Source organism: Pseudomonas fluorescens (genome assembly GCF_000802965.1).
GTDB classification, from domain to species: domain Bacteria; phylum Pseudomonadota; class Gammaproteobacteria; order Pseudomonadales; family Pseudomonadaceae; genus Aquipseudomonas; species Aquipseudomonas fluorescens_A.
Genome location: NZ_JSAK01000002.1, coordinates 18,053 through 35,352, shown reverse-complemented (window position 1 = coordinate 35,352; position 17,300 = coordinate 18,053). Strand labels below are relative to the sequence as shown.

Annotated in this window: 14 protein-coding genes; 6 read left to right on the top strand and 8 right to left on the bottom strand. The window is 60.7% G+C overall.

Translation table 11 applies throughout. The annotated features are described in order from the left end of the window. Positions 1 to 27: 27 nt before the first annotated feature. The 3 genes from efeB to efeU are packed head-to-tail and all read right to left on the bottom strand — an operon-like array spanning position 28 to position 3,392. Complete coding sequence (gene efeB / locus NL64_RS01755; protein ID WP_034146442.1) at positions 28 to 1,326, bottom strand: iron uptake transporter deferrochelatase/peroxidase subunit; 1,299 nt, start codon at positions 1,324 to 1,326, stop codon at positions 28 to 30. 18 nt (positions 1,327 to 1,344) lie between these two features. Further along, complete coding sequence (efeO, locus tag NL64_RS01750) at positions 1,345 to 2,544, bottom strand: iron uptake system protein EfeO (protein ID WP_034146441.1); 1,200 nt, start codon at positions 2,542 to 2,544, stop codon at positions 1,345 to 1,347. Positions 2,545 to 2,552: 8 nt separating this feature from the next. After that, positions 2,553 to 3,392: an iron uptake transporter permease EfeU gene (gene efeU / locus NL64_RS01745; protein WP_034146440.1), complete on the bottom strand. Its 840-nt coding sequence runs from the start codon at positions 3,390 to 3,392 to the stop codon at positions 2,553 to 2,555. Between the two features lie 236 nt (positions 3,393 to 3,628). Here efeU and NL64_RS01740 point away from each other — a divergent pair, with 236 nt between their 5' ends. From NL64_RS01740 to NL64_RS01715, 6 genes are all read left to right on the top strand, one after another. Then, positions 3,629 to 4,645, top strand: coding sequence for an AraC family transcriptional regulator (locus NL64_RS01740; protein ID WP_034146439.1), 1,017 nt, complete (start codon positions 3,629 to 3,631; stop codon positions 4,643 to 4,645). A 248-nt stretch (positions 4,646 to 4,893) separates the two neighbouring features. Then, positions 4,894 to 6,558 (top strand): AMP-binding protein, encoded by a 1,665-nt coding sequence (locus NL64_RS01735; protein ID WP_034146438.1) that lies wholly within the window; start codon positions 4,894 to 4,896, stop codon positions 6,556 to 6,558. 16 nt (positions 6,559 to 6,574) lie between these two features. Further along, the gene (locus NL64_RS01730; protein ID WP_034146437.1) at positions 6,575 to 7,336 is read left to right on the top strand and encodes an SDR family NAD(P)-dependent oxidoreductase; all 762 of its coding nucleotides are present in this window, start codon (positions 6,575 to 6,577) and stop codon (positions 7,334 to 7,336) included. 12 nt (positions 7,337 to 7,348) lie between these two features. Further along, positions 7,349 to 8,542: an acetyl-CoA C-acyltransferase gene (locus tag NL64_RS01725; protein ID WP_034146436.1), complete on the top strand. Its 1,194-nt coding sequence runs from the start codon at positions 7,349 to 7,351 to the stop codon at positions 8,540 to 8,542. Between the two features lie 139 nt (positions 8,543 to 8,681). Continuing rightward, positions 8,682 to 9,809, top strand: coding sequence for an acyl-CoA dehydrogenase (locus NL64_RS01720; RefSeq protein WP_034146435.1), 1,128 nt, complete (start codon positions 8,682 to 8,684; stop codon positions 9,807 to 9,809). A gap of 124 nt (positions 9,810 to 9,933) precedes the next feature. Beyond that, a complete protein-coding gene (locus tag NL64_RS01715) occupies positions 9,934 to 10,707 on the top strand; it encodes an enoyl-CoA hydratase (protein ID WP_034146434.1) in 774 nt (257 codons plus the stop codon). 123 nt (positions 10,708 to 10,830) lie between these two features. Here NL64_RS01715 and NL64_RS01710 read toward each other — a convergent pair whose 3' ends face one another. The 5 genes from NL64_RS01710 to NL64_RS01690 all read right to left on the bottom strand — a co-directional run bounded on the left by NL64_RS01710 (position 10,831) and on the right by NL64_RS01690 (position 16,966). Further along, entirely contained in the window at positions 10,831 to 11,982 is a 1,152-nt protein-coding gene (locus NL64_RS01710) for an acyl-CoA dehydrogenase family protein (RefSeq protein ID WP_034146433.1), read from the bottom strand. Positions 11,983 to 11,985: 3 nt separating this feature from the next. Continuing rightward, on the bottom strand, positions 11,986 to 13,092 hold the full coding sequence (locus NL64_RS01705) for an enoyl-CoA hydratase/isomerase family protein (RefSeq protein WP_034146432.1): 1,107 nt from the start codon (positions 13,090 to 13,092) through the stop codon (positions 11,986 to 11,988). A gap of 260 nt (positions 13,093 to 13,352) precedes the next feature. Next, on the bottom strand, positions 13,353 to 14,060 hold the full coding sequence (locus NL64_RS01700; RefSeq protein WP_034146431.1) for an HPP family protein: 708 nt from the start codon (positions 14,058 to 14,060) through the stop codon (positions 13,353 to 13,355). Between the two features lie 160 nt (positions 14,061 to 14,220). Further along, positions 14,221 to 15,399, bottom strand: a complete 1,179-nt coding sequence (locus tag NL64_RS01695) for an MFS transporter (RefSeq protein WP_034146701.1) — start codon at positions 15,397 to 15,399, stop codon at positions 14,221 to 14,223. 187 nt (positions 15,400 to 15,586) lie between these two features. Then, complete coding sequence (locus NL64_RS01690; RefSeq protein WP_034146430.1) at positions 15,587 to 16,966, bottom strand: UDP-glucose dehydrogenase family protein; 1,380 nt, start codon at positions 16,964 to 16,966, stop codon at positions 15,587 to 15,589. Positions 16,967 to 17,300: the final 334 nt, after the last annotated feature.

The window sequence follows — 17,300 nt, the reverse complement described above, 5'->3', positions numbered from 1 at the left end:
ACGGTTCCGTGGAGGTTGTTGTGGTTGTTAAGCGTTGGTTTTCGGCTGGGTCGCATCGAGCAGCGAACGACCGATGAAATCCGTGTCGCCGGTGACCCCGGGCAGGGTGAAGAAGTACCCGCCGCCGACCGGTTTGAGGTATTCCTCCAGCGGTTCGCCATTGAGGCGGGTTTGCACGGTGATAAAGCCTTTCTCCAGATCGGCCTGGTAGCAGATGAACAGCAGGCCCATGTCGAGCTGACCGTTCTTGTTCACGCCGTTGGAGTAGTTGAACGGCCGGCGCAGGATCAGGTTCGCCTGTGTCGCGGCGGTGCGCGGGTTGGCCAGGCGGATATGCGCGTCGAGTTTGGTCAGCTTGCCTTCGGGGTCCTTGGCATAGTCCGGCACTTGCGATTCATGCTGGCCACCCATGGGCGCGCCGCTGCTTTTGACCCGGCCGAGAATGCTTTCCTGTTCCTGCAACGGCGTGCGGTCCCAGCGCTCGACGAAATTGCGAATAATCCGCACCGCTTGATAGCTGCCATTGGCGGCCCAGGCGGGTTCATCGCTACCGGGCTGCACCCAGACGATGCTGTCCATGGTTTTCGCGTTGTTGGAATCGGGGTTGGCCGAGCCGTCGCGAAAGCCGAGAAAATTACGCGCGCTCTGCGCTGGCACACCGGGTTTGGCCGGCGCCTGTGGCGGCACGCTGCCTTCCTGTTTCCAGCGCACCAGCAGCAAGTCCGGGAGGTTTTTCACGATGTCGCGCAGGGCGTGGATGTTGGTGTCGGTGGTGTTGGAGCAGAACTGCAGACTCAGGTCGCCGTGGCAGCAATCGGCCTCCAGTGCGTCGTTGGGAAAACCGACCATGCGGATCAGGCGTTTGGGCTTGGCGTCGGCCAGACCAAAGCGTTCATCGAATAGCGAGGCACCGACCGACACGGTGATCGTCAGGTTATCCGGGGTAACGACCGGGCCAAGAATCCCCGAATCCCCCGGTGGTAATTTCGGATCGACCTGAGCGACTGGACCGCCCTTCATCAAAAACGCGATGCGTTCGTTGAGGGTGCGGAACAGTCGCGCAAGGTCCTCGCGGTCGCTGGCCAGCACATCGAACGACACCAGCATCCCGGAGGCCGGACGCGGGGTGACGATGCCGCTCTGGTGCTTGCCGTGAAAGTCTTGCCGGTCTTCAGTTTTCTCGCTGCTCGGAGCTTCGGTGACCTGCGCGCTGTTCGCGGCCATAACCGGACAGCTCAAAGCCGAGCCTGCCAGTGCGACACCGGCGGCGCCCATGCCCATCAAGACCCGGCGACGCTGAAGGTTGAATTGCTCTGAATCGTTCATCTGAAACTCGTCTTCTGCTTACAGGCCGGAAAGGCCAAGGGCGGGATCGATTCCATCGAGTGCGTCGGCCAGTGCCTTGGCCTTGTCGGCGATCTGTTTGCGTTGCTCGGCGCTGACGCTGTCGTAGCTGGCGTAGCCGTCGCCGACCTTGAAACCTTTGAGTTCGGTGTCGAAGGCGTTGAGCGCGTTGTCGATGTTCGGCAGCAACTCAGCGGCGGACTTGGCCAGCAACGGCCGCAGCAAGTCGACGACTTTGCGTGCGGCGTCGAGGTTGCCGGCAAAGCCGTTCAGATCGCTGTGGCTGTAGCGTTCTTCTTCGCCGCTGCTGGCGCGCACGTCGGCGATGCTGTTGAGATTGCGCACCACGATGTTGACCATTTGCTCCGGTGGCAGCGACTGCGCCAGCAATTGCTGTTTGAGGGTGGTGACGTCGCTGAGCAGGCGCTCGGCAACCGGTGCCAGACCATCGAGATTGCGCTGCTGGAACAGCGCGTATTCGATGCGATGGAAACCGGTGAAGGCCGGATCCTGCTCGCGCTTTTCGAAGTAATCGGCACGGGCGTTGATCCCGTTGTCCAGCTCGGCCAGGCGTTGAGCCGCCGGGGCGAGCCGTTGATACGCGGCGCGGGCGGGTACGTACAAGGCTTGGGCCTGACTCAGGTCACCGCCTGCGATGGCCTGTTCAAGGGCGTTCACCGCTTTGATCAGCGCAGTGCCCTGACTGCTCAGGTACACGCGAAATTCCGACAGCGGCCCGACAAACGCCACCATCGAAGGCTTGGCCTTGGCCGCCGCATCGGACGCCGCCGTCGAGGTAACGTGCAAGGTGCCGCGCGGGTTGCTCAGCAGACCGCAAGTAATCGCGTAGTCGCCCGGCAGCAAGTTGGCGTTGATCACCTGGCTCAGGCCCGGCGCGATGTTTTCGCGCTCTTCGACCACCAGCACACCGTCGAGGATTTCCCATTCAACGGCCCGGTCGGAGCGATTGACGATGCGGAAACTGGCGTGGCCGGCCGGGACCGTCAGCGCGTTCGGCTCGCAACTGTGCGGGAGAATGGTCACCAGCACTTCGTTGTGGTTGGTCTGGCGCTTGGCTGCGGCCATTTGCGAGGCGTAGTAGAACAGGCCGCCGGCGGCGATCATCACGATCACCGAGCCGGCCACCGCCCAGCGCAAGGCGCGGGGAGGGGAAGCCTGAGTGGGGGCTTGATTTGGCATGGTTGCCCTTACTGACTGGAAACGGAGGAAGATTGTTTGGCGGGTGCCGGGGCCGGCAGGAAAAACAGCACCAGCGCCACGATCAGATAAATCAAATACGCGCCGAGGGTACTGACGGTGGGCGCGTCCTGATAACCGAACATGCCGGCGAGCACCGACCCCAGCGCGCCGTCCATCGGTAGCGTCGCGCTGATGTCGAACAGCACCGTTTGCAGGTGATTCCACACCCCGGCTTCATGCAGCGCTTGCACCGAGTTGGCGAGGATGCCGGCGGCCACCACGAGGATGAACAGGCCGGTCCAGCGGAAAAAAGCACTGAGGTTCAGGCGCATGCTGCCGGTGTAGATCAGGAAACCGACAATAATCGCCAGGACCAGGCCGAGCAGGGCGCCAATAGGAGCGGGCGGGCCTTCGCTCTGCTGGAACACTGCGAGCAGGAAGAACACAGTTTCCAGGCCTTCCCGCGCCACGGCGAAAAACACCATGGCAATCAGCGCCGTGACTTGGTGTCTGGAGCCGGTCAGTGCCTGATCGAGGGAGGCGTGCAGCGAATGCTTGATCGAACGCGCGACCTTGCGCATCCAGAACACCATGGAGCTGAGGATGCCGACGGCCACAAGGCCGACCACGCCCTCGAACAGTTCCTGTTGTTTTTGCGGGAATTCCGCGCTGACCAGTTCCAGCCCACCACCCACCAGCAGGGCAAGGGCGGCGGCGAGGAACACGCCGATCCACACGGCAGGCATCCACTGGCCGCGACCGGTCTGTTTGAGGTAGCTGGCGATGATGCCAACGATCAACGCGGCTTCGATGCCTTCGCGCAGCATGATCAAAAAAGGGACGAGCATTCAGCACCGTGACGGCAATAGATAGGGTGCTAATTTGTAACATAATGACACTGATTCCCAAATGGCAACTATTGCCATTTACCTGAACCTAAGCTGAACGAATCAAAAGATCGAAGCCTGCGGCAGCTCCTACATTGGAATGCGTACCCCTGCAGGAGCTGCCGAAGGCTGCGATCTTTTACCGTTTGGCTGCGCTAATATGCCTCGCACTCAAACAACAAGGCTCACCACGCTCCATGGCGGAAAAAGACACCATCTCCATCCAACTGGTGCGTGAAGCGCTGTTGCAAAGTTGCGCCCCTGGCGTTGCCACCGACGAGGTGCTGGACAAGGTCGGCATCGATCCGGCCTTGCTGCAAAGCACTGACGCCCGCGTTCCGGCGAGCGCTTATGCACGGTTGTGGCGATTGCTGGCGCGGCGTGGCGATGACGAGTTTTTTGGCATGGACCCGCGCAAGCTCAAGTCCGGCAGCCTGGAATTTCTCTGCCGCTGCGCCATGGTCCAGCCGAGCCTCGCGGCGGGGCTCACCAGTGGCCTGGGTTTTCTGTCGCTGATGCTCGAACGCATGCCCGCCGAATTGGTGCGCCAACAAAGCCTGGCGGAAATCGTGCTGGCGGAGGACGACCACGAGCCACGCCGGGCCTTCACCTATTTCACCTACTGGATGATCGTCCACGGCGTGGCCTGCTGGCTGGCCGGGCGGCGGATTCCGATTCTGGCCATCGAGTTGCGCTGCCCGCAGCCGGATTTCTGTGATGACTATCAGGTGATGTTTTCCGAGAACCTGCGCTTCGACCGGCCACGCACGCGGATGATCTTTTCCGCCGAGTGCCTGGATCTGCCGATCAAGCGCAGCGCGGAAGAGCTCAAGCGTTTCCTGGCCCATGCGCCGGCGAACATTCTGGTCAAGTACCGTGACCCGGAAAGCCTGGCCAGCCGGATCAAACAGGATCTGCGACAACTGGCCGCCGAACACTGGCCGGAAACCGAAGCCCTGGCGCAACGCCTGTGCATGTCGGCCTCGACCCTGCGCCGCCGACTGGCCGAGGAAGGGCAGACCTATCAAGGGCTCAAGGACAGTGTGCGCAAGGAGTTGGCGATCGTCTGGCTGGCAGAACCTACCATCAGCTTCGTCGAAATCGCCACGCGGCTGGGCTTTGCCGATGCGAGTTCGTTCTACAAGGCGTTTCGCAAGTGGTCGGGGTCGAATCCGGGTCATTACCGGAGTTTGATTCTCAACGAGTCCCACTGATCAATCTTTTGGGTGATTGGGCTGACGCCATCGCTGGCAAGCCAGCTCCTACAAATTGAAATGCGATCCCCTGTAGGAGCTGGCTTGCCAGCGATGGCGGCCACTCAGGCACCGCACCACTTGAACCTTGGCCAAACCAGTCAAGCAACTTGATAACTTTGACCATTGCCCCGCACCCCGCGCAGAGCGAGTATTTCCCTGTTGGTTACGGTTCCCCAACCTAATAAAAATACAAAGGGATTCTGGCAATGCGCGATTACTTGTCTGCTGTTTCACAGTTCAATTATCAGCACACCGTCGACGCCGCACTCACAGGTGATCTGACTGCCCTTAACGCCTGTGTCGAGTGTTGCGACCGGCATGCCTTGCCAGGTCGGATTGCGCTGTTCTGGGAAGGCCGCGATGGCTCCAGCGCGACCTACACCTTTAGCGACTTGCAGGACAAGGCTGCGCGTTTTGCCAATTTCCTCCTGGCCCAAGGTGTGAAAAAGGGCGACAAGGTCGCCGGCCTCCTGCCCCGTAACATCGAATTGCTGATCACCGTGTTCGCCACCTGGCGCATCGGCGCGGTGTATCAACCGCTGTTTACCGCCTTCGGCCCGAAAGCCATCGAGCATCGACTCGGCAGTTCCGGCGCCAAGGTTGTGGTCACCGACGCCGTCAATCGCTCGAAACTCGACGAAGTCGCCGACTGCCCGACCATCGTTACCGTCACCGGCGCCAAGGGGCAGGGCATCGTTCGCGGCGATTTCAGTTTCTGGGCCGAACTGGCCAATTATTCTGCGCAATGCGAACCGGTGATGCTGACCGGTGAAGACCCGTTCCTGCTGATGTTCACCTCGGGCACCACCGGCCCGTCGAAAGCGCTGTCCGTGCCGCTCAAAGCTATCGTCGCGTTCGAGAGCTACACCCGTGATGCCGTCGATTTGCGCCCGGAAGATGCGTTCTGGAACGTCGCCGATCCGGGTTGGGCCTACGGCATCTATTTCGGCGTCACCGGGCCGATGGCCATGGGGCATCCGATCACGTTTTACGATGGCCCGTTCACCCTCGAAAGCACCTGCCGGGTAATCAACAAGTACCGGATCACCAACCTCACTGGCTCGCCGACCGCCTATCGCCTGTTGATCGCCGGTGGCGATGAATTCGCCAAGTCGATCAAAGGCAAGCTGCGCATCGTCAGCAGCGCCGGCGAACCGCTGAACCCGGAAGTGATCCGCTGGTTCGCCGACAACCTCGGCGTGGTCATTCACGACCATTACGGCCAGACCGAACTCGGCATGGTGCTGTGCAATCACCACGGCCTGGAACACCCGATTCATATGGGTGCCGCCGGTTTTGCCTCGCCCGGCCACCGCATCGTGGTGCTGGACGATGAATACAAGGAACTGGGCGTCGGCCAGCCGGGCATCCTGGCCATCGACCGCACCCAGTCGCCGATGTGCTGGTTCGCCGGTTACGAAGGCGCGCCGACCAAAGCTTTCGTCGGCGACTACTACCTGAGCGGCGACACCGTCGAGTGGAACCCGGACGGCAGCATCAGCTTCGTCGGCCGCAGTGACGATGTGATTACCACTTCCGGTTACCGCGTCGGCCCGTTTGATGTGGAGAGCGCACTGATTGAACACCCGGCTGTGATCGAAGCCGCTGTGGTTGGCAAGCCGGATCCGGAGCGCACCGAACTGGTCAAAGCCTTTGTCGTGATTTGCTCGCAATACCGCGCCACGCCGGAGTTGGCCGAAGAACTGCGTCAACACGTGCGCAAGCGCCTCGCCGCGCATTCATACCCCCGTGAAATCGAATTTGTCAGCGAATTGCCGAAAACCCCAAGCGGCAAATTGCAGCGCTTTATCTTGCGCAACCAGGAAATCGCCAAGGCTCAAGAGGCCGCCGCGAAGAACGTTTCAGCTTGAATCCAAGGAAACAATGATGCAGATCGAAAACAAGGTTTTTCTCGTCACCGGCGGTGCTTCCGGCCTCGGTGCGGCGACCGCTGAAATGCTGGTCGCGGCCGGTGCCAAAGTGATGCTGGTGGACATGAACGCCGAAGCCGTCACGGCCCAGGCTCTTCGGCTCGGCGCGCAAAGTGTTGTTGCTGATATCAGCAACGAAGCGCAGGCCGAAGCGGCGGTGCAGGCCACGGTCAAAGCCTTTGGCGGCCTCAATGGCCTGGTCAACTGCGCTGGCATCGTGCGTGGCGAGAAGATCCTCGGCAAGAACGGCCCGCATGCGCTGTCCAGCTTCAGCCAGGTGATCAACGTCAACCTGATTGGCAGCTTCAACATGCTGCGCCTCGCGTCGGCAGCGATTGCCGAAAGCGAAGCGGACGCCGGTGGCGAACGTGGTGTGATCATCAACACCGCTTCGGCGGCGGCTTACGATGGCCAGATCGGCCAGGCGGCTTATGCCGCGTCCAAAGGCGCCATCGTTAGCCTGACCTTGCCGGCGGCCCGTGAACTGGCGCGTTTCGGCATCCGCGTGATGACCATCGCCCCGGGCATTTTCGAAACCCCGATGATGGCCGGCATGACCCAGGAAGTTCGCGATTCCCTGGCTGCTGGCGTGCCGTTCCCGCCGCGTTTGGGTAAACCGGACGAGTACGCCGCTCTGGTCAGGCATATCATCGAAAACAGCATGCTCAATGGCGAGGTGATCCGTCTCGACGGTGCCTTGCGCATGGCCGCCAAATAAGGAGGATTAGTCATGACTATTTCCAACGATCCGATTGTTATTGTCAGCGCCGTCCGCACGCCGATGGGCGGTTTCCAGGGCGAACTGAAAAGCCTCACCGCACCGCAACTGGGTGCCGCTGCGATCAAAGCGGCGGTCGAACGTGCCGGCGTTGCCAGCGATGCGGTTGACGAAGTGCTGTTCGGCTGCGTGCTGCCTGCGGGCCTTGGCCAGGCGCCTGCGCGTCAAGCGGCTTTGGGTGCCGGGCTGGATAAATCGACCCGCTGCACCACCCTCAACAAGATGTGCGGCTCGGGCATGGAGGCGACGATTCTGGCCCACGACATGCTGCTTGCCGGTAGCGCAGACGTAGTGATCGCCGGCGGCATGGAAAGCATGTCCAACGCGCCGTATCTGCTGGACCGCGCCCGCAGTGGCTATCGCATGGGCCATGGCCGGGTGCTGGACTCGATGTTCCTCGACGGCCTCGAAGACGCCTACGACAAGGGCCGCCTGATGGGCACTTTCGCCGAAGACTGCGCCGAAACCCACGGCTTCAGCCGCGAAGCCCAGGACGCGTTTGCCATTGCCTCGACCACCCGCGCGCAGCAGGCGATCGAGGATGGCAGCTTCAAGGATGAGATCGTGCCGCTGACCGTCACGGTCGGTAAAGAGCAGGTGACGATCAGCAACGACGAACAGCCGCCGAAAGCCAAACTGGACAAGATCGCCTCGCTGAAACCGGCGTTCCGCGATGGCGGCACGGTCACGGCGGCGAACTCCAGCTCGATCTCCGACGGCGCGGCGGCACTGGTGTTGATGCGTCAGTCGCAAGCGCAGAAACAAGGGTTGAAACCGCTGGCGGTGATTCACGGTCACGCCGCATTCGCCGACACCCCGGGCCTGTTCCCAGTGGCGCCGATTGGTGCGATCAAGAAACTGGTGAAGAAAACCGGCTGGTCTCTGGATCAGGTCGATCTGTTCGAAATCAACGAAGCATTTGCCGTGGTCAGCCTGGTGGCGATGACTCAGCTAGAAATCCCTCACGAGAAACTTAACGTACACGGCGGCGCTTGCGCCCTGGGCCACCCGATCGGTGCGTCCGGTGCTCGGATCCTGGTAACGCTGCTCTCGGCTCTACGCCAGAAAGGCCTGAAACGCGGCGTTGCAGCAATCTGCATCGGCGGCGGTGAAGCCACGGCCATGGCTGTGGAATGCCTGTACTGAAACGAACGCTTTCCCATGTAGGAGTGAGCCTGCTCGCGATAGCGGTGCGTCATTCAAAGATGATGTCGCCTGACGCGGCCTCATCGCGAGCAGGCTCACTCCTACAGGTCTTGCGCTGAACCCAAATTAAGGACTGGTCATGATCCCCAATGACGACCAACAACAAATCCGCGACATGGCCCGGCAGTTCGCCGAGGAACGGCTGAAACCGTTTGCCGCCGAGTGGGACCGTGAGCACCGCTTTCCCAAGGAAGCCATCGGCGAGATGGCCGATCTGGGCTTCTTCGGCATGCTGGTGCCAGAGCAGTGGGGCGGTTGCGATACCGGATACCTGGCCTACGCCATGGCGCTGGAAGAGATCGCCGCCGGTGACGGTGCGTGCTCGACGATCATGAGCGTGCACAACTCGGTCGGTTGCGTGCCGATCCTCAACTACGGCAACGACGACCAGAAAGAACGCTTTCTCAAGCCTTTGGCCAGCGGTGCGATGCTCGGTGCTTTCGCGTTGACCGAACCGCAGGCCGGCTCGGACGCCAGCGGCTTGAAAACCCGCGCCCGTCTGGAAGGCGATCACTACGTACTTAACGGCTGCAAACAGTTCATCACCTCCGGGCAGAACGCCGGGATAGTGATTGTGTTTGCCGTGACCGATCCGAGCGCCGGCAAGCGCGGCATCACGGCGCTGATCGTGCCGACCGACTCGCCGGGTTATAAAGTCGCCCGGGTCGAAGACAAGCTCGGCCAGCATGCGTCCGATACCTGCCAAATCCTCTTCGAAGACGTGAAAGTCCCGGTGGCCAACCGTCTGGGCGAGGAGGGCGAAGGTTACAAGATCGCCTTGGCTAACCTCGAAGGCGGCCGCGTCGGTATCGCGTCGCAATCGGTGGGCATGGCCCGCGCCGCGTTCGAAGCGGCGCGCGATTACGCCCGTGAACGCGAAAGCTTCGGCAAGCCGATCATCGAGCATCAAGCGGTCGCGTTCCGTCTGGCGGACATGGCGACGCAGATCGCCGTGGCACGGCAGATGGTGCATTACGCCGCCGCCCTGCGTGACAGCGGTAAACCAGCATTGGTCGAAGCGTCGATGGCCAAGCTGTTCGCCTCGGAAATGGCCGAAAAGGTCTGTTCCTCGGCCTTGCAAACCCTGGGCGGTTACGGTTACTTGAACGACTTCCCGCTGGAGCGCATCTACCGCGATGTGCGGGTGTGCCAGATCTACGAAGGCACCAGCGACATTCAGCGCATGGTCATTTCGCGCAATCTTTGAGTAGGCTCTTTGTAGGAGCTGCCGAAGGCTGCGATCTTTTGATCTTGAAAAATCAAAGTCAAAAGATCGCAGCCTTCGGCAGCTCCTACAGGGGGATAAGCGATATGCAAAACAGGAGTTATTTATGAGCTACGAAACGATTTTGTTGGAAACCCATGGCCGTGTGGGCCTGATTACCCTGAACCGTCCGCAGGCGCTGAACGCGTTGAACGCGCAGATCGTCAGCGAACTGAACCATGCCCTCGATGGCCTGGAAGCCGATTCGAACATCGGCTGCATCGTGCTGACCGGCTCGAAGAAAGCCTTTGCCGCCGGCGCGGACATCAAGGAAATGGCCGAGCTGACCTACCCGCAGATCTACCTCGACGACCTGTTCAGCGACAGCGATCGCGTGGCCAACCGCCGCAAGCCGATCATCGCCGCCGTGAACGGTTTCGCCCTCGGTGGTGGCTGTGAACTGGCGCTGATGTGCGACTTCATCCTGGCGGGCGATAACGCCAAATTCGGCCAACCGGAAATCAACCTCGGCGTACTACCGGGCATGGGCGGCACCCAGCGCCTGACCCGCGCCGTGGGCAAGGCCAAGGCCATGGAAATGTGCCTGAGCGGGCGTTTGATCGATGCCGTGGAAGCGGAGCGTTGTGGGATTGTGGCGCGGATTGTGCCGAGCGATGAACTGCTGGACGAAGCGCTGAAAGTGGCGGCGCTGATCGCCAAGAAGTCGCTGCCAATTGCGATGATGATCAAGGAAAGCGTCAACCGTGCTTTCGAAGTGAGCCTGTCGGAAGGCGTACGCTTTGAGCGCCGGGTGTTCCATGCGGCGTTTGCGACGCAGGATCAGAAGGAAGGGATGGCGGCGTTTATTGCCAAGCGTGAGGCGGAGTTCGTCGGTAAGTAATGCGGCGTTCTTTCTGACGCTATCGCTGGCAAGCCAGCTCCCACAATGTTCTCGGTCGTTCACAAATGCTGTGTACAACTCGAAACCTGTGGGAGCTGGCTTGCCAGCGATGCTTTTAGGGCTTCACACCAGGTAGTTTTTCAACTCGCGGGCAATCACCATCCGCTGAATCTCGCTCGACCCTTCATAGATCTGCGTGATCCGCGCATCCCGGTAATATTTCTCCACCGGATAGTCCTCCAGATACCCATACCCGCCATGAATCTGTATCGCTGATGAGCAGACTTTCTCCGCCATCTCCGACGCAAACAGTTTGGCTTGCGACGCTTCCGACAGGCATGGCTTGCCGGCCGTGCGCAAACGGGCAGCGTGCAGAATCATTAAACGCGCGGCGTTCAATTGCATGTGCATGTCCGCCAACAGGTTGGCGATGCTCTGGTGCTCGATGATCGGTTTGTCGAACTGCACGCGATCGCGCGAATAAGCCAGCGCCGCTTCAAACGCTGCACGAGCAATGCCCAGCGCCTGCGCGGCGATACCGATGCGCCCGCCTTCGAGGTTGGACAGGGCAATCGCCAGGCCTTTGCCGCGCTCACCCAACAGGTTGGCCTCGGGAATGGTGCAGTTGCTCAGCGTCACTGCACAGGTGTCGGACGCGCGGATGCCCATTTTGTGTTCAGTGCGATCAACGATAAAACCGGCAGTGTCAGTCGGCACCAGGAACGCCGAGATACCGCGCTTGCCCAGATCAGGATCGGTCACGGCAAACACGATCGCCAGTTTCGCCCGTTTGCCGTTGCTGACAAATTGCTTGGCGCCGTTGATTACCCATTGACCATCGCGCAGTTCGGCGCGGGTGCGCAGGTTATGCGCTTCGGAACCGGCCTGGGGTTCGGTCAGGCAGAAGCAGCCGATGACCTTGCCGCTGGCCAGATCCGCCAGCCAGGTCTGTTTCTGATCTTCGCTGCCGTAGTTGAGCACCGGCCCGCAACCCACGGAGTTGTGGATGCTCATGAACGCGCCGGTGGCGCCGTCGCCGGCCGAGATCTCTTCCACTGCCAGGGCATAGGCGACGTAGTCGACGTAGGTGCCGCCCCATTCCTCGGGCACCACCATGCCCAGCAGGCCCAGTTCACCCATTTTTGCCACCAGACCGTCGTCGATCCAGCCAGCCTTTTCCCACGCCTGGGCATGGGGTGCGATTTCACCGCGGGCGAAGTCCCGGGCCATGTCGCGGATCATCACTTGTTCTTCGGTCAGTTCGAGGTCGTGCATGGCTCAGCTCCCGCTCTCATCGAAACCGTGAAAGAAACTCGCGACATGCTCGGCGTCCAGCGCCTGCAAGGTCGGCGGGTTCCAGCGCGGGTTCTTGTCTTTGTCGATCAGCAAGGCGCGTACGCCTTCGATCAGGTCGCCGCGCTCGAACCACTGGCGGTCCAGGTGCAGCTCAAGGGCGAAACAGTTTTCCAGGCTCAGGTGCCGACCGCGACGCAGCATTTCCAACGTGACCCCCATGGCCAGCGGTGAGCGGGTTTCCAACAGGTTCGCGGTGGTCGTGGCCCACTCATGGCTGTCGGCGACCGTCACTGCGCGCATTTGCTCAACAATACTCGGCACATCGGGCAGGGCGAAGAAGTGGTCGATGGCCGGGCGCAACGCTTTCAGAGGCGCGTCGGGCAATTGCTGCACGGCCAGTTTCGCCAACAGGCCTTGCAGATCCTTGAGCGGGGTGTCGCGCCATTCCAGCTGATCGAGTTTTTCGTCCAGCGTCGCCAGTTTGCTGCTTTCCAGAAACCAGTCGGCCAGGCCGCAATAGAGCGCATCGGCGGCGCGAATCTGTACGCCGCTGACGCCCAGGTAAATTCCCAGTTCACCGGGAATGCGCGGCAGGTAGTAGCTGCCACCGACATCCGGGAAGTAACCGATGCCGACTTCGGGCATCGCCAGACGACTTTTCTCGGTGACCACCCGCAGGTCAGCCCCTTGCACCAGGCCCATGCCGCCGCCCAGGACAAAGCCGTCCATCAAGGCCAGCACCGGTTTGCGGTAGTGGTGGATCGTAAGGTCGAGGGCGTATTCCTCGACGAAGAAATCTTCGTGCAACGTGTCGCCGCTTTTGAAACTGTCATGCAGCGAGCGAATGTCGCCGCCGGCACAGAAAGCTTTTTCGCCGGCACCGCGCAGAACCACCGCGTGCACCTGCGAATCCTGCGCCCAGGCGTCCAGCTGGCGTTGCAGGCTGCGGACCATGTCCAGGGTAATGGCGTTGAGACCGGCGGGGCGATTGAGGGTCAGGTGACCGATGTGGTTGCGAACCTCGGCCAGCACTTCGTTTTGTGTGGCATCCATAGACTGAGTCCCTGGAGAAGAAACCTGAGCAGTCATCACTAACTCCCTGCTTTTATTGTTCTTTATAGAGAAGCTCGCGCGCGAGCGATGCAGGATCGTAACAGTGCAAATTTGTGATGTACAACCGGGATATGTGCAGGTGCTTCCTGCATTTTTGCATGGGGATTACACGTACCTGTGGCGAGGGAGCTTGCTCCCGCTCGACTGCGCAGCAGTCGCCTGCTTTTGGGTCTGCTTCGCAGCCCAGCGGGAGCACGCTCCCTCGCCACAATAGACAGTGGCTGGCATTTACATTATCAGGCGCTGCGGCTCAACACCTCTCCAATACTGCGCCGCTTGGCATGCAACTCACTGGCATGAATCAACTGTTCGAGGTCTTCCGGCGTAACGTCGAAGAACGCCTCCATATCCGCCAGCGCCAGTTTCAGATCCTCGGCGGTGATTGCCTGGCTGTCGGTGGGCGGATGATCGGCCGGCACCACGGCAACCGGTTCGCTGGGGCGCTTGGGGTAACGGATGCGCGTCAGATTGTTGTAGGCCAGGGCGCTGAGCAACATGACCGACGCGCCGAGCATCACCGGGCCAAGCGCCTTCCAATCCATGGCGATGGTTGCCGGATCGGCCAGGACTAAAGTCAATGCCAGCGCCCCGGCCGGTGGATGCAGGCAGCGCAACCAGCACATCAACACCAGGGCCATGCCCGCCGCCAGACAAGCGCTGGTCAAGGTGCGACCGAGCACGTGCGCCACCAACAGCGCCACGACGGCTGCGCTCAAGTAGCCGCCGACAATCGACCACGGCTGTGCCAACGCGCCGGAAGACACCGCGAACAGCAGCACCGCCGATGCGCCCAGCGGACCGATCAGGTGTTGCGCCACCTCGACGCCGAATACCTGACCGCACAGCCACACACTGAGCATGGTTCCCAAGGCCATGCCAATGGCAGCGCGGCTCCATTCGGTGGGGCGGGTGTTGATGGCGGCGGGCAACCAGCGAGCGAGCATGATGAAGATCGTTCCGTAGACAAAAACCGAGGAAAAAAAAAGGCTTGCCGGGGATACCCAGAAAGCCCTTGAAGTTGTTCCAACTATTGGGGGAGGAACGTGCACAGTGTGCCGTTCATTGCTGATGCTGACAAATTCATATTAATGAAGCTTCAGTTCATTATTTCTGATGTATTGCCACGCCACGGCCACTCATGAAGCACAGCAATCCACCCAACGCCGCAAGTGCGCTCAAGGCGTAGAACATGGTGGGTGCCGGGGTGTGCATTAGCAGGAACCCGCAAATCACCGGGCTCAGTGCACCACCAAGGGCCGCGAGATTCTGTGCACCGTAATAACTGCCACGCAGTTCTTGCGGGGCCAGGGTGTCGATGAAGAGAAACTCGGCCGGGTAAATGATGATTTCCCCGAGAGTGAAGATAAACATCGCCACGCACCAACTCACCAGGCTGTCCGCGAGGCTGAAGCCAATCAGGCCGAAAATGAACAGGGCGGTGCCGACGACGATCCAGTGACGCAGATGCTCGCGCTTGAGGAATCGCCCGATCTGATATTGCAGCAGGATCACGCTGATGGCGTTGCAGGCGAGCAGGGCGGCCATGACTTTGAGCGTATTCTGGTCGTCGCTGGTCACCAGCAAGTATTGCGACAGGTAAAAAGTGAAGCGGCCATGCACCACGGTACTCAGCAGGCAGCCGAGGGTGAACATGATAAGCGTGCGGTCGTTTTTCAGGGTGATCAGGGTTTTGAGGAAACTCTGCACTTGTCCGGTGGCGAGGGGCAATGCCGGGTCTCTGGCGATCCCGGTCAGCAAGAATATGCTGAAAAACGCAATGCCGGCAGCGATCAGGAACGGTGCGATCGGATAAACCCCGGCGATCACTACGCCGAGCATCGGCCCGACGGCGTAGCCAATGTTGGTCAGGGTGTAGCTCAGGGAAAACGCCTTGGCGCGTTGGCCCACGGGCAGGTTTTCACTGAGGATCGCTTTGGAACCGATAAGAAACAACGCCGAAGCGGTTTCAGTGACCACCAGGGTGACGGTGGTCAGGTAGAGGTTTTCAGCGAAGGTCAGGAGCACCAGGCCGATTGCGCTGGACAGCATCGTCAGCATCAGCAGTCGGCGCTTTTCCAGACGGTCAATGATGTAACCGCCGTAGAGCGCGAGCAGCGTCGCGACGAACACCGCGATGCCCAGCAGCAAGCCAACGTCCTGTTGGTTGAGGCCGAGCTTGTTGCTCAGGAACAGCGTGAGCATCGGGCTGGTGATCGCGCGGCTGATGACGATGGTCAGCGAGCAGATCAGCAACCGGCGGATGACGAGCGAGTAGGTGGCCACGGGAGAATGAAAGTCCTTGTTCGAATGCTGCAGCGATCCTCCCACACATGACGATTGATCCCTGTAGGAGCTGCCGAAGGCTGCGATCTTTTGATCTTGATCCTGGCGATGCAACGACAAAAGATCGCAGCCTTCGGCAGCTCCTACAACGGCGACGCGTTTAATCAGCTCCTTTGGTGTCAGGCGATCAGGCGACAATCGATGCCGCCGGCCAGCGCTGCAGCGGAATCGGCAAGTGGCGCGACTCGCCACGGCCCATCGGGAAATAGGTGAAGCCATTGCGCGCCAGGCGGTCAGCGTCGTAGAGGTTGCGACCATCGAAGATCACGGGTGCATTCAGCCGTTGGCGAATCAGTTCGAAATCCGGGGCCTTGAACTGTTGCCATTCGGTGCAGATGATCAGCGCATCGGCGCCGGCCAGCACCGATTCCGGCGTGCCCATGAGCATCAGCTTCGATTCATCGGGATACAGCTGCTGGGTTTCCTGCATGGCTTCCGGGTCGAACGCGCGCACGTTGGCGCCAGCGGCCCACAGTGCTTCCAGCAGCACGCGGCTCGGGGCATCGCGCATGTCGTCGGTGTTGGGTTTGAACGCCAGGCCCCACACAGCGAAGGTCTTGCCACGCAAATCGCCCTGGTAGAACGCCTTGATGCGCTCGAAGAGCTTGTGTTTCTGCCGTTGGTTGATAGCTTCCACCGCTTGCAGCAGGTCGCTGGAGCAGTGGGCCTCTTCGGCGCTGTGGATCAGCGCGCGCATGTCCTTGGGAAAGCACGAGCCGCCATAGCCGCAACCGGGGTAGATGAAGTGATAACCGATGCGCGAATCGGCGCCGATGCCCAGCCGTACCGATTCGATGTCGGCACCCAGGTGTTCGGCCAGTTCGGCAATCTGGTTGATGAAGCTGATCTTGGTCGCCAGCATGCAGTTCGCGGCGTACTTGGTCAGCTCGGCGCTGCGCAGGTCCATGAACATGATCCGGTCATGGTTGCGGTTGAACGGTGCATACAGGTCACGCATCACGTCACGCACTTCATCACGTTCGCAACCGATGACGATGCGGTCCGGGCGCCGGCAATCGGCCACGGCCGAGCCTTCCTTGAGAAATTCGGGGTTGGAGACGATATCGAACTGCAGCAGGCGCCCGACCTTGATCAGACATTTATCGATGTGCGCGCGCAAGGTATCGCCGGTGCCCACCGGGACCGTGGATTTCTCCACCAGGATCACCGGTTGTTCGCGATGGCGAGCCACAGCTTCGCCCACCGACAACACGTAACGCAGGTCTGCCGAGCCATCGTCCCGGGACGGCGTGCCGACCGCGATAAACAGCACGTGGCCGTGTTGCACCGCGAGTTTCTCATCGCTGGTGAACTGCAACCGTTTGGCATCCAGGCCTTCGCGCACGAGGCTGGCCAGCCCCGGTTCAAAAATGCTCACGTGGCCCTGTTGCAGCAGCTCGACTTTTTTCTGGTCAATGTCCATGCACACCACGTCGTGGCCGACTTCAGCCAGAACCGCTGCCTGCACCAGGCCAACATAACCGCTACCAAACACACTGATTTTCATGAGGCACTCCTGTCCCGATCGACTCCGGTTCAGGATTAACACGGCCATATTTCAGTTCATCTATCGCCCAGACACGGGCCGCTGCCGCACGGTAATTGACTTTCCCTGCCTTGAGCGGCAGCGTAACGCCCCATGCCGATCCGATAACGCGGATTACCTGTGGCGAGGGAGCTTGCTCCCGCTTGGCCGCGAAGCGGCCACAAGAAATGGGCCTGCTGCGCAGTCCAGCGGGAGCAAGCTTCCTCGCCACGGGCGTAACGCCCGATCCTTTTTTGCTTACTTTCAGTATTTTTATTCAAGGCCGTTTCGTTTGACTGACTTACCCGCTGTTGCT

What these genes read in the sequence shown, in the direction of transcription:
- efeB (WP_034146442.1), bottom strand. Translation starts at nt 1,326, where the DNA reads ATGAACGATTCAGAGCAATTCAACCTTCAGCGTCGCCGGGTCTTGATG.
- efeO (WP_034146441.1), bottom strand. Translation starts at nt 2,544, where the DNA reads ATGCCAAATCAAGCCCCCACTCAGGCTTCCCCTCCCCGCGCCTTGCGC.
- efeU (WP_034146440.1), bottom strand. Translation starts at nt 3,392, where the DNA reads ATGCTCGTCCCTTTTTTGATCATGCTGCGCGAAGGCATCGAAGCCGCG.
- NL64_RS01740 (WP_034146439.1), top strand. Translation starts at nt 3,629, where the DNA reads ATGGCGGAAAAAGACACCATCTCCATCCAACTGGTGCGTGAAGCGCTG.
- NL64_RS01735 (WP_034146438.1), top strand. Translation starts at nt 4,894, where the DNA reads ATGCGCGATTACTTGTCTGCTGTTTCACAGTTCAATTATCAGCACACC.
- NL64_RS01730 (WP_034146437.1), top strand. Translation starts at nt 6,575, where the DNA reads ATGCAGATCGAAAACAAGGTTTTTCTCGTCACCGGCGGTGCTTCCGGC.
- NL64_RS01725 (WP_034146436.1), top strand. Translation starts at nt 7,349, where the DNA reads ATGACTATTTCCAACGATCCGATTGTTATTGTCAGCGCCGTCCGCACG.
- NL64_RS01720 (WP_034146435.1), top strand. Translation starts at nt 8,682, where the DNA reads ATGATCCCCAATGACGACCAACAACAAATCCGCGACATGGCCCGGCAG.
- NL64_RS01715 (WP_034146434.1), top strand. Translation starts at nt 9,934, where the DNA reads ATGAGCTACGAAACGATTTTGTTGGAAACCCATGGCCGTGTGGGCCTG.
- NL64_RS01710 (WP_034146433.1), bottom strand. Translation starts at nt 11,982, where the DNA reads ATGCACGACCTCGAACTGACCGAAGAACAAGTGATGATCCGCGACATG.
- NL64_RS01705 (WP_034146432.1), bottom strand. Translation starts at nt 13,092, where the DNA reads ATGACTGCTCAGGTTTCTTCTCCAGGGACTCAGTCTATGGATGCCACA.
- NL64_RS01700 (WP_034146431.1), bottom strand. Translation starts at nt 14,060, where the DNA reads ATGCTCGCTCGCTGGTTGCCCGCCGCCATCAACACCCGCCCCACCGAA.
- NL64_RS01690 (WP_034146430.1), bottom strand. Translation starts at nt 16,966, where the DNA reads ATGAAAATCAGTGTGTTTGGTAGCGGTTATGTTGGCCTGGTGCAGGCA.